Below are 11,998 nucleotides of genomic sequence, written 5' to 3' on the forward strand. Positions count from 1 at the left end.
GTTCAGCGTTCCGCCAGAGAGGTCAACGGCACAGATGCGGGAGAGGCTATGGGCGCTGGGGCAGCGATCGGCGCTGTTTGGAGGAGCCGCCCGTCCCAACCCCGCGCGCCGGGTGCCGGCGCCGACAATGCGCCGTTCTGTCGCAGAGCATGGATACGATCCAGGCGACGCTGGTCGCGCCAGGTCCAGCCGCGCCAGTCGCCTTGTCGCCGCTGTACGTTCAGCAGGATGTCCTGACGGACGGCGGCGACCCGGTCGCGTAGGACGGCGTCGTCGAGGGCCGCTTCCAGTTCGACCAACGAGACGAGCGCGGGGGCGCCGAGCGTATGGAGATAGCCGAGGTCCACCGCGACCCCGCGACCTCCGACCTCCTTGGCATGTCGCACGTTCCACCCCGCCGCGACGGCGCCGAGATCGACGACGCTGACGACCGCCAACACGATCAGCGCAGCCAAGACGTTGGCGTTGATCAGCCAGTGCGCCGACTTGTCCGCCAGCATGCGCCAGCAGATCAGAACCAGTCCCACCGCGACCAACACCATCCAGATCATCGCGGCGATGCGGAAACGAGTCAGGGCGTAGGCTTCGATATAATCGGCGGTGCGCAGGAGGCTGGAAGCGACCAGGATCATATTCTGGGCGATCCAGACGAGCACCAGACGGCGAACGATCGGCTTACTTGCGGTATCGGAACCCGGCTGGAGGGCGACCAGCACAAACAAGCCGGCAAGCAGGGCGGTGACGATCAAGGGATAGGCGCCGCGATGGGCGTATTCAGCCAGACCCATGTCGCCGGGAAGCGGCGCGCCGCTCCACAGGAAGACGAGATCGAGGCTGTTCTGGAGCGCAAAGACCGCATTGAAGACGATCAGGGACAGGGTGATTGTGCGGGTCAGGAAGGCTGAAGGCTTTCCGATCTTCCGTTCAGGCAGGGCGACCAAAGGCTTGCGCCAGCGCGGCCGCAGCAAGCTCCGAACGCCGATGAAGACGGCGCACCAGAACAGGGCGCGAAGGGTGTTCTGGGGCGATAGAGACGGCAGAGCGAGGTTAGCGAGCGCGTTCGAGATGATCGGATTCGCCGCCGAGAACAGCGCGAGGAAGATCGCACCGCCGACCACGGGCATGATGAGAAGGCCGAGCAGGTTCAGGGCGGACATTCCCCCACGACCGCGCCTCAGTCGTGAGACCTTGAGCAGGTCGATTACGGGGCCAAACAGCGCGAAAAAACAGTGAAGCGCCAGTCTTTGAGTCCAGCCCCACGCGGTCTCCTTCGGCCCTACCCGGCTCGACAACGCCCCAAAGCTCATCGAGACGATGAATAGCGCCCACGCCGGCAAACCGGGGCGATCCACCAAAACAAGGGCGAAGGCCGCGCCGACAAGAACGAAGCCCAGGCCCCGGCGATCGCGAAGCACGTCTTTCCGACCAAAGAGCGCGCCGCCTAGGACCGCGAATGCAAACAGGCCAAGGCTTGTGCCGGGAGCATGGGCGAAGAACAGCAGGTCAGCGAAACCGACAAGGGCGGCGCCGACGGCGACCCTTACCCAAAACGATGATCGAAGCAGAGCGGGTCTGTGAAGCACTGGCGCCTCCCTTTCGGGAAGCACTTCTTTGCTATGGCCGTCGAGATCGATTGCGCCGCCGATGTATTGTCAGCCCAGACGGTATGCATATTCGATGCAGACCAAGCTGCGACGCTGGCTGAGTTGAGCCGTTGCAGCGGCCGGAAACGCCGGAGCCCCCACGAGCGCAGAGCATCTTACAGATGGGTGCAATGGCTGCACCGACCCAGGCTACGGTTCGAAATCAAAGCCTTAGATGTGAGTTGGGGGCGCTTTTCGCAGCGGATCCAGCGGCTGCGCTCGTACCGCAACCGTCCCAACTACTATCTAATCTAAGTAAATGGCGCACCCGGAGCGATTCGAACGCCCGACCCTCAGATTCGTAGTCTGATGAAATGGTTATTTATTACAGCGGCTTATCTTTTCTTGGCTGTAACAACTGGCCTTGGAATGGGTGTGGTCCTCAATGATTTCCAAACCTTCCAGTGATGGTGTTCCCGTGGCTGATTATAAAAGGGGTCAGGTCTTGTCCGACGGCTTCCATGCCTTCGCCGTTGCGACAAGCTCGCGGCCCAAGTCGCTACGAGCCGGGTCTTCAAACCGGATCTGTTCGCTACCAGCCGGCCAGCCAGCTCACCGGTGGACCGGATTCAGAGGCCGCCCGGGCCTGCCCTCGCGAGGTCATCGCGCGCGGCCTCGCGATCGATGTCGGCAAGATCGGCAAAGCCGAACCAGCCAACCCTCGGACACCGTTTAAGGCGAAGGCGGCCAAGATCGAAAAGCTGCAGGCGGCGCTAGCGGAACTGGACGAGCGCCGTCACACCGTGATGGCCGATTTCGACGAACAGCGGGCCGCGTTTGTCGCGAATCGAACTGGGTGACCGGTAGGATCGGTTCAACCGAGGCTGTTCCGAGGGTGGTGGAGCGGCAAAGTGCACCGCGCGTGATCAGCCTGACGCGTGGGGGGGGGGTAAAGGTTCCGCTCTCGGGCTTGTCCAGCGCCCAGAGCGAGCGCCGCACGGTGATGATCGACGCGACCTATCTGAAGGCGCACCGCACGGCTTCAAGCCTGCGGGTAAAAAAGGGGGTTTCGGGCGACTGATCGGACGCACGAAAGGCGGCATGAACACCAAGCCTCATGCCGTGACCGATGCGAACGGAAGGCCCATCAGCCTGTTCATGACGGCGGGCCAGGTCAGCGATTACACCGGCGCCGCAGCCCTGCTGGACAGCCTGCCCAGGGCGCAATGGCTGTTGGGCGACAGGGGCTACGACGCCGACTGGTTCAGGGACGCCTTGCAGGAAAAGGGGATCACGCCGTGCATCCCGGGCCGCAAAACCCGCACCGAGCCCATCCGTTACGACAAGCGTCGCTACAAGCGGCGAAACCGCATAGAAATCATGTTCGGACGCCTGAATGACTGGCGGCGGGTCGCAACCCGCTACGATCGCTGTCCGACCGTCTTCCTGTCCGCCATAGCCCTCGCCGCTACCGTGCTGTTCTGGCTATGAGTCCTGAGCCTAAGCCAGGCCGTTGTCTCGCAAGAAGCGCTTCATACTGACACCCTCTGTACCACGCCCAGTCCGAGGCGCTATTGTCGCTCCGATCTCGACACGCCCAATAGGCGGACCATCCTCGCCATCATCAAATCCGTCAGCATCTCAGCCGCGCGGGCGGTGACTGGCGAGCCCGCCTGACCGAAATAGCGGATCGATGCATCAAGGCGATCATCGCTCAGGCCGTCGATGGCCGCCTTGATATCCGTCCATTTGGATTGCCCAGGCGAAGGCTCTTCCACATCCAGGTGGCGAGCGAGCAGGAGAATCGCAGCAGTGTCTTGAGCCGACATTGACCTGTTCGATTAGTCTCGCAGGCTGGCCGGAACCTGGCCGCCATTCTCCGCAAGCTTTCGCCAGACCGCTTTGGACAGGGCGATGTTCTGTTCCGCCGAGCCATGAGCGCCAGCGTGCACGCCCAACTCCTCGGCGAGGTCCTTGCGGGCGTCGAGGCTGGAATCCAGGTCGAGTAGCTTGAGCAGATCGACGATCGATGTCCGCCAGTTTCCGCCGCCGCCCTTCATCTCGGCCATTTGGGAGAGGATCTGGTCCACATCGACCGGTTGAGGCGTGAAGGGAGTGGCGGGCGCCGCAGGAACGGGCTGTGCCGAGACTGGGGTGCTCGTGGGCGCTTGGGCCTGAGGCGTCGTCGGACGCGCCTTATGGCCGGTGATCTTGTCCCAAATTCTTCCGAAAAAGCTCATGACGTTTCCTCTGAAGGTGGATGGCCCGGGCGCTAGCCCCGGCCTGTGCGGTTAGCGCTGGACGACGACCAGTTCCGTGCGGCGGTTTTCAGCCAGTCCTCCGGCGGTGGCGTTGCTGCCGACGGGGTTGGTTTCCCCGCCTGAAAGCGCCTCGATACGGCGGGCATCCACGCCGGCTGCCGTCAGGGCGGAACGGACGATGTCGGCCCGGGCCTGGGCGAGGGTTCGGTTCGCGGCGTCGGAGCCGCGCGCGTCCGCATAGCCGTACAGGCGGATCTTGGCATTCGGGTAGCGGCTCAGAACAGCGGCGACGGCCGCGATCTCGGGACGATCCTGGGGCCGAATGGTGCTGCTGCCGGTGTCGAAGTTGACGCGCTCGAACGCGAAAGTGCGCGGGGCGGCGTCCGAGCCAGCGAGGTAGGCGTCCAGCCCCGAAACCCCAACGGAAGCATTTGTGGCGGGCATGACCGGCGTCTCGGTCGTCGGAGCTACGGCGGCGTCGTCAGTCGCTACGGGATCCAGGGCGGCGCGGTCGTCGCCACAGCGGGTCAGCATGAGTAGCAGCAGCAGGAGCACGACGGCTCCGATGATCCAGGGGAGGTATTTGCGCCAGGCCGGGGCCACTGGGGTCAGGCGAGGGTCGCGATCGCGGTTATCGGTCATGTCGAACTCGTCGTTAAATGGGGAAAAGAATGCGGCCGGCGATCTCGTCGATCGTCGGCCGCGGGTCTCACTGGGGCGGGGTCTTCGTGACCTTGTCGGCCCACGTCTGGGCCACCTTGCTGGCGGCGTCGCGCCCGCCGAGCCCGAAGGCTAGCGCTGCCGCCACCGCAGCCGCCCCCAGGATCAGGCCGAAGGCGAGAAGGACGATATCGTCGGCGATGCCCATGAAGCGAAGGCCCATGGCCGTCGCCAATGCGATCGTGGCCCAACGCACCAGGGTGGAGGCGAAGCCATCGGCGCCGCCCGTACCCTTGTTGATCAGGTTGGCGACGACACCGCCGATCAGCACGCCGGCGGTGATAATGATCCCGCCGACGATGACGTGTCCGGCCAGGGCCAGGATTTCCTGCAGCGTCACGGCGATCGTGCCGAACTGCAGAAGCTTGGCGGCCTCGACCGCCGTGAAGGCGACGATCGCCGCCATTGCGATCTTGCCCACGATGCTGGACGGCGTCATCGGCTTGGGCCCATCACTACTTAGAGCCCTTGCGGTGGCCGGTGTCACGTCACCGGCATAGGGAGCCGTGGTCGGCTTCGGCGCGGCCGGCGCCTGAGTCGTGGCGGTCAGAGCCGTCAGGCTCGAGATGCTGCGATCGAACCCAGTCGCCGGCAGGGTGCGTTCGATCAGCTGGGCGACCCAGCGACCGATGAACCAACCTACCGCCAAAACGATGGCAGCGGCGAGAACATGCGGGATCGCAGCCAAGACAGTCGACAGCACGGCAACCGCCGGAACCGTCAATGACTCGATGCCCAGCTGCTCCAGCGCCGCGATCGTGATGGGGATCAGAATCAGGACGAACACCAGGGTGCCGATCGCGGTGCTGACGCCAGTCGAGCCCGTCGCCTTGGTCAGGCCGGCCTTCTCAAGCCAGCGATCCGCGTTGGCGGCCTGCAGTGCAGCCTCGACGACACGCTTGGCCAAAGTCGCGACTACAAACCCAATGAAGAAGATCAGGACCGCGCCGAGGACGCTCGGCACGAAGGACGCGACCTGCGTGAGCAATGAGTTCAGGGGCGTGACGACCTGGCCCAGGTTCAGGACGCCGAGGGCGGCGACGACACCGAACAAGAGGATTAGCCAAAAGGCGACATCTCCCAGGCTGGCGCCGACCGAGTGCTTCGGGTTGTCACTGGTGCTCGCCTTGGCGGCGCCAGGAATACGATTGATCCCCTTCGCCAGGGCCCATTTCACGGCCTTGCCGATAAACCAAGCTGCGATGAGGATCAGCACAGCGCCGATCACCTTGGGCGCCCACTCATAGAGCAGCGCGTCCCATCCGATGAACTCGTAGTTTGTCGTTTGCATACATCCCTCAGGCCTGACGCTGATCGCGCGGGTTTCCAGTGGGCCTAACAAGATCGAGCCTGTTCTTGTTCCGGCGCTAACGAGAGGATTCGCCGAAACGGATGGTTGGCTCATCGCTAACGGGGCCGAAGCGGCTTTCCGAACGTCCGCACGACATCCAATCAACTCATCCAGCAGGAACATCCATGTCGACGCCAGAAGATCTGAAAGGCCTCTACACCGACGAGCTGAAAGACCTGTGGTCCGCCAACGACCAGATGCAGCGCGTGTTGAAGGAGATCGCCCCGAAAACCTCTGATCCTTCGCTTAGGCTCAGGACCCATTGATGACAGGCGCGCGATCTGATTCAGGCTCCTGAGGAGTCTGGATATGAGCGACCTGTATTGGCTGACGGACGAGCAGATGGCTCGGCTGGAGCCCTTCTTCCCCAAGAGCCACGGCAAGCTGCGCGTTGACGACCGCCGGGTGTTGAGCGGGATCATCTTCGTCAACCGCAACGGCCTGCGCTGGCGAGATGCGCCGGCGGCCTACGGGCCGCACAAGACCCTCTACAACCGCTGGAAGCGATGGAGTGAGGCTGGCGTCTTCATCCGGATGATGGAGGGCCTGTCCGGGGCTCAGACCGAACGCCGCACGGTCATGATAGACGCGACCTATCTGAAGGCGCACCGCACGGCTTCGAGCCTGCGGGTAAAAAGGGGGTCTCGGGCGACTGATCGGACGCACGAAAGGCGGCATGAACACCAAGCTTCACGCCGTGACCGATGCGAACGGAAGGCCCATCAGCCTGTTCATGACGGCGGGCCAGGTCAGCGATTACACCGGCGCCGCAGCCCTGCTGGACAGCCTGCCCAGGGCGCAATGGCTGTTGGGCGACAGGGGCTACGACGCCGACTGGTTCAGGGACGCCTTGCAGGAAAAGGGGATCACGCCGTGCATCCCGGGCCGCAAAACCCGCACCGAGCCCATCCGTTACGACAAGCGTCGCTACAAGCGGCGAAACCGCATAGAAATCATGTTCGGACGCCTGAAAGACTGGCGGCGGGTCGCAACCCGCTACGATCGCTGCCCGAACGTCTTCCTGTCCGCCATAGCCCTCGCCGCTACCGTGCTGTTCTGGCTATGAGACCTGAGCCTAAGCCAGGCACCAATCAGTCGCCGAATGTGCAGGTCTGACTCATCTGCGACGTTCGGAAAGTCCGCTTCTGGTCGTTCAACCGCCCCCCGACTCGGGGCTCGGAACCTTTTCTAGTGGGTGCAGCTTATGCGCAGACCTTCTAGGTGCCTGAGCCAGTAGCGATCTCGGCTTTGGCGATGTCGCCGAAGTTCCAATAAAGCTCAGCCGGCGCTTCGATCCGCAGGTCCAGAATATTGACACGAAGGATGGTCATCTCCGACGAGACCGGGGTGCGGCCGGTGAGAAGCGAGGAACGCGAGATTGTGTCGGCAAGCACACGGTTTCTACCGACGAAATTATAACGACGTTTTCTCAGTAGCGGGTGGGTTGAGTTTGTGGCTTACGAGTGAAGCATCCAGGTTTGTCGGGTCAGGTGGGGCGCTTGTCTACACCTTTGGGCTGCAAGTTAACGCTTTTTGGTAACCTGTTTGCCATTGATTTTTGAATGATAAAGGCAGGCGCATTCAAATGTGGGGTTGGTTCGGTCGCGGCCGAAAACTTTGAGAGACCTGGTCGTGAGAATAGAAACAAAACGTCTGTTGGACAGGTTGGGCCAGCCCGACTTCCAGTATCGCGAATATGAGAGTGCGGCATCGACGGGTGTCGAGCGCTGGCCGTTGTTCGAACTGGTCTCGCGCCAACTGCGGGCCAGTCACGCCCATTCCGCTTCAGACGCTTTGCCCGAGGCGCACGCGGTGAATGCGGTCGATAGTGGAAACTCGATCCAGGCCCTTGTCGGTCGGATCGCGACGGGACGCAATCAATGATCCGGGTCGCCATCACCTCTCTGCGCGGCGGCGCTGGCGTGACCGCGCTGGTTTCCGGCATGGCGCAGGCCGCCGCTGCCGAGGGATTGGACGTCACCTGCGTGGATGCGGATGATCAGGGTCTGTTGAAGCATCATCTCGGTCTCGCGTCCCTCTCGGACGACGGCGAGAACAGAAGCGCCAACGCACGCATCACGCTCCGGACAGGGCAGGACTGGAACGTCGTGAACGGTGCCGACCTGGCGATTTTCGACCTGCCGCGCGCTCGACCCGGTCTCCGTGACGACGTGATGGCAGACGCAGACGCCGTCGTGCTCGTAATGCCGGCGTCCGCGTCCGGTCTGGCGCTTGCGCCCAGCGTGAAAGCCTTCCTCTCGGCGGGTGAGAACCGTTTCCTGCTGATCAATTTCGCCGACAGTCGCGTGGCGTTGAAGACGGCCGCCGCAAGCTATCTGCAAGAGCAGTTCGGCGATCGGGTGATCGGGCAAGTTCGTCTGGACGAGTCGGTGGATGAGGCGCTCGCCGCTCTGGACACCCTGTCATCGACCTCGCCCTACAGCGCGGCCTGGTCCGACATTCGCGTCGCCTTCGTCAGCCTGCTCAACAAGATGAACAGCCTTCCTGTCGCTGCGGTGATGGCGAAGTGAGACGGTCCGTTTCCATACCGACGGCGGGCGACGGCCTGCGCTGGGCGGGACTGGCCCTGGCGACCTTGCTGGCCGCCGGTCTGGTCATCGCCGTGATCGTGACGCCGCTTGATTTGGGCGGGCAGTGGATTTTCGCCATCGGCATGATCGTGCCGATGGCTCTGTTGCAGTTCCGCGTGGCGCGTCGCGCGACCGTGGTCATCTGCCTGATCTCGCTGCTGGCCTCGACCCGCTACATCTGGTGGCGGGCGACCAATACGCTGACGTTCGATCACCTTTCGGAATACTTCCTGGGCGGCGGGCTGTTTCTGGCGGAGGTGTTCGCCTGGCTGATCCACCTCCTGGGCCTGCTGCAGATCCTTTGGCCGCTGCGTCGCCCGCCGGTCGCCCTCTCCGGCGCCGACGATGATCTGCCGACCGTCGACATCTACATTCCGACATACAACGAAGACCTGGCCATCGTTCAGAGCACCGTCTTCGCGGCGATGGCGGTCGATTATCCGGCCGACAAGGTCGGGGTCTATATTCTGGATGACGGCGGACGGCCCGAGTTCAGGCGGTTCGCCAAATATGCAGGTTGTGGATACCTGACCCGACCCGACAACGCCCATGCCAAGGCCGGTAATCTGAACGCCGCCCTGCCGCGCACCCAGGGCGAACTGATCTGCATCTTCGACTGCGACCACGTCACTACGCGCGCCTTTCTGCAGATGACGGTGGGCTGGTTCCAGCGGGATGCGGAGTTGGCTCTGCTGCAGACCCCGCACCATTTCTATTCGCGCGATCCGATCCAGCGCAACTTCACTATAATGGGCGAACTGCCGGGCGAGGGCGAGCTGTTCTATGACGTGGTGCAGGACGGCAACGACTTCTGGAACGCCTCGTTCTTCTGTGGATCCTGCGCCATCATTCGCCGCTCCGCCCTGGAGGAGGTCGGCGGGTTCGCCGGCGAGACCGTCACCGAGGACGCCCATACGGCCCTGAAGCTTCAGCGGCTGGGCTGGCGATCGGCCTATCTGAACATCAAGCTGTCGGCGGGTCTGGCGACCGAGAAGCTGGCTCTGCACATCGGTCAGCGCGCGCGATGGGCGCGGGGCATGTCGCAGATGCTCAGGATCGACAATCCGTTGCTGGGTCCGGGCCTGACCTTGCCGCAGCGGCTTTGCTACCTGAACGCCATGTTGCACTTCCAGTTTCCGCTGCCGCGCATCGTCTTCCTGACGTCGCCGCTTGCGTTCCTGCTGGCGGGTCAGAGCGTGATCCATGCGGCGGCGCCGATGATCTTCGCCTATGCGGCGCCACACCTGTTCGGCGCCATGATCGCCACGCACCGGGTGCAGGGCGGCAGTCGGCGGTTGTTCTGGAGCGAGATCTACGAGTCCCTGCTGGCCTTCCACCTGCTGCGGCCGACGCTGGAGACGCTGATCAATCCCAAACTGGGCAAGTTCAACGTGACGGCCAAGGGCGGCGTGATCGACAAACCCTTTTTCGACTATGGGAGCGTCATGCCGCACATGGTGGCGGCGGCGTTGCTGGCCGCCGGTCTTTGCGCCGGCTTCGGTCGTCTGGTGCTCGGAACTGCTGATGTCTGGACGGTGGTGATGAACATGGCCTGGTCGGTGTTCAGCCTGTTGATCCTGATCTCGGCGATCATGATCGGCCGCGAGTCCCGCCAGTCCCGGCACAGCGTCCGCGTCGAGGCCGCCTTGCCCGTCACTCTATTTTTCGACAATGGCGCGGTGATCGACGCCGTGACCGAAGACGCCTCCATCGGGGGTCTGGCGGTTCGGATTCCCAGCGACCTTGACCTGTCGAACCTGGCCGTAACGGAGGTCGAACTTCGCACGGGCGGTGAAAATCTGGTGCTGCCGGTAAAGGCGGCGGGGGCAGGGGCCGGCCTGCTGCGGATGCGGTTCCTGAAGCTATCGTTCGAACAACGTATGGGGCTCAGCGTCGCCGTCCTGGGGCGTTCCGACGCCTGGGAAACGGAAGATCGGAAGCTTGAAAATTCTATGGTGAAAGCAGCCTGATGACTGTCGGTCCCAAGTCAAATCTCCGTCGTCGGTCGGGCCTGGCGCGCGGCCTGAACGTTTCTGGTCTGGCGCTGATGCTTGTCATCTCGCCGGTCGCTGGCGCTACGGCGCAAACGACCAGCGCCATTCGCGGCGTCGACGGCGGCGTCCGATCCGACGCCATCGGATCCACGCCCCAAGTCTCGGCCGAGGTGCAGGCGCGGATGAAGACCGTGGCGACCGTGGATCTCCTAGGTCAGGGTCAGAGGCACGTTCGCGCCAGCCTGCGCGATCTTCAGGTCCGTCAGAACGTGCGTCTGCGCGGCGTCGATGGCGAGGTCGGCGTTCCGTTCGGCGGTCGCGCCGACGAAATCCTCAAGTCCGGCCAGCTGGTGCTCGATTTCGGCTATTCGCCTTCCATGCTTCCGGATCTCAGCAGCCTGACGGTGCTGATCAACGACGAGGTGGTTCGCAGCGTGCCCTTGCCCAAGGCGGGCGCGGACCGAACCCGGATCGAGGTGCCGATCGATCCATCCCTGATCGTGCCCGGCGACAACCGCCTCAACCTGCGCCTGATCGGCCACTACACCCGCGACTGCGAGGATCCGCTGCATTCGACTCTGTGGGCCAATGTCAGTAATGTTCGCTCGTATCTAGACTTGAACTTCCAGAAGGTCGGCGGCGCGCCGAACCTTCAAACCTATCCCGCGCCCTTCTATGACGCGCACGACATTGCGCCGCTGAGGCTGCCGTTCGTGTTCGGCGGCGAGCCCTCGAATGGCGATCTGGAAGCTGCGGCGGCGATGGCCAGCGCCTTTGGCGCAATGGCCAGCTATCGCGGTTTCAGCTTCCCGGCCTCGGTCGGCAGCTTGCCGGATGGCGATTCTATTGCCTTCATGACGCCCGACCACATGCTGCCAGAGCTGGCCCGGACCATCACCGGACCGTCGGCGGCGATCCTTCGCCATCCGCGCGATCCCTACAACACGGTCCTGTTGATCATGGGCCGCGACGCGACAGAACTGAAGCAGGCCGCAGCAGGGCTGGCCTATGCCCAGGGTAGTCTGAGCGGCGACTACGTCGACCTGTCGGGCGGCGCCGCCCCCGTTTATGGCCCGAACAGCGCGCCACGCTGGCTGACGATCGATCGTCCGGTCCGTCTCGGCGAGCTGGCCGAGACCAAGAACCTGACGGGGATGGGGCTTCAGCCCGGCCGTCTGGCCGCGACCTTCCGTCTGGCCCCCGATCTGTTCTTCTGGCCGGCGGAGGGGGGCAAGCTGAACGCCATCTATAACTATCCGCGCGGAGAGTGGATGGATCGTGAGCGGTCGCGGCTCGACGTGACGGTGAACGGCCAGTACGTCCGCTCGCTGCCGCTACAGACGCGCGAGTTCGGGTTCTGGGGCAAGGAGCTGGGTGTGACTTCGCATCGCTGAACAGCGACGGCGACCCTTCCGGCCTATACCCTGTTTGGCAAGAACGAACTGGGCTTCACCTACGACCTACAGGTCAGCGATCCCGGCGAATGCGTGGGGCAACT

The 11,998-nt window shown here is 63.5% G+C and carries 11 protein-coding genes and 2 pseudogenes; 8 read left to right on the plus strand and 5 right to left on the minus strand.

Annotated elements, in window-relative coordinates:
• Positions 1–2: 2 nt before the first annotated feature.
• Complete coding sequence (locus tag JX001_RS01065) at positions 3–1,307, minus strand: DUF4153 domain-containing protein (protein ID WP_350354488.1); 1,305 nt, start codon at positions 1,305–1,307, stop codon at positions 3–5.
• 797 nt (positions 1,308–2,104) lie between these two features.
• Between JX001_RS01065 and JX001_RS01070 the strand changes: the two genes are divergently transcribed.
• A complete protein-coding gene (locus JX001_RS01070) occupies positions 2,105–2,443 on the plus strand; it encodes a hypothetical protein (protein WP_205681951.1) in 339 nt (112 codons plus the stop codon).
• Positions 2,444–2,577: 134 nt separating this feature from the next.
• Positions 2,578–3,074 (plus strand): annotated as a pseudogene (locus tag JX001_RS01075) (IS5 family transposase); the annotation flags it as partial.
• Between the two features lie 80 nt (positions 3,075–3,154).
• Here the strand turns inward: JX001_RS01075 and JX001_RS01080 are convergent.
• From JX001_RS01080 to JX001_RS01095, 4 genes are all read right to left on the minus strand, one after another.
• Positions 3,155–3,412 carry a hypothetical protein gene (locus JX001_RS01080; RefSeq protein ID WP_017506865.1) on the minus strand — a complete coding sequence of 86 codons (258 nt, stop codon included), beginning with the start codon at positions 3,410–3,412 and terminating at the stop codon, positions 3,155–3,157.
• A gap of 12 nt (positions 3,413–3,424) precedes the next feature.
• Positions 3,425–3,823 (minus strand): DUF3597 domain-containing protein, encoded by a 399-nt coding sequence (locus tag JX001_RS01085; protein ID WP_185225542.1) that lies wholly within the window; start codon positions 3,821–3,823, stop codon positions 3,425–3,427.
• Positions 3,824–3,874: 51 nt separating this feature from the next.
• Positions 3,875–4,486, minus strand: a complete 612-nt coding sequence (locus JX001_RS01090; RefSeq protein ID WP_205681952.1) for an OmpA family protein — start codon at positions 4,484–4,486, stop codon at positions 3,875–3,877.
• A gap of 67 nt (positions 4,487–4,553) precedes the next feature.
• The gene (locus JX001_RS01095) at positions 4,554–6,038 is read right to left on the minus strand and encodes a mechanosensitive ion channel (protein WP_235968998.1); all 1,485 of its coding nucleotides are present in this window, start codon (positions 6,036–6,038) and stop codon (positions 4,554–4,556) included.
• 2 nt (positions 6,039–6,040) lie between these two features.
• On the opposite strand from JX001_RS01095, the gene JX001_RS01100 reads away from it, so the two are divergent.
• The 6 genes and pseudogenes from JX001_RS01100 to JX001_RS16520 all read left to right on the plus strand — a co-directional run.
• Entirely contained in the window at positions 6,041–6,181 is a 141-nt protein-coding gene (locus tag JX001_RS01100; RefSeq protein ID WP_185225540.1) for a ferritin family protein, read from the plus strand.
• A 43-nt stretch (positions 6,182–6,224) separates the two neighbouring features.
• A protein-coding gene (locus JX001_RS01105) for an IS5 family transposase (protein ID WP_205681953.1) occupies positions 6,225–6,981 on the plus strand; the annotation gives its coding sequence in 2 pieces (ribosomal slippage) (positions 6,225–6,550 and positions 6,549–6,981; 759 coding nt in all).
• 566 nt (positions 6,982–7,547) lie between these two features.
• Complete coding sequence (locus tag JX001_RS01110; RefSeq protein WP_205681954.1) at positions 7,548–7,799, plus strand: hypothetical protein; 252 nt, start codon at positions 7,548–7,550, stop codon at positions 7,797–7,799.
• A gap of 59 nt (positions 7,800–7,858) precedes the next feature.
• Positions 7,859–8,446 carry a hypothetical protein gene (locus JX001_RS01115; protein ID WP_241004701.1) on the plus strand — a complete coding sequence of 196 codons (588 nt, stop codon included), beginning with the start codon at positions 7,859–7,861 and terminating at the stop codon, positions 8,444–8,446.
• Positions 8,443–10,476 carry a UDP-forming cellulose synthase catalytic subunit gene (gene bcsA / locus JX001_RS01120; RefSeq protein WP_205681955.1) on the plus strand — a complete coding sequence of 678 codons (2,034 nt, stop codon included), beginning with the start codon at positions 8,443–8,445 and terminating at the stop codon, positions 10,474–10,476. Before JX001_RS01115 ends, bcsA begins: the two co-directional genes overlap by 4 nt.
• 206 nt (positions 10,477–10,682) lie before the next feature.
• A pseudogene (locus tag JX001_RS16520) lies at positions 10,683–11,978 on the plus strand (cellulose biosynthesis cyclic di-GMP-binding regulatory protein BcsB); the annotation flags it as partial.
• Between the last annotated feature and the right edge of the window lie 20 nt (positions 11,979–11,998).

This window comes from Brevundimonas fontaquae (genome assembly GCF_017086445.1).
Lineage (GTDB): Bacteria > Pseudomonadota > Alphaproteobacteria > Caulobacterales > Caulobacteraceae > Brevundimonas > Brevundimonas fontaquae.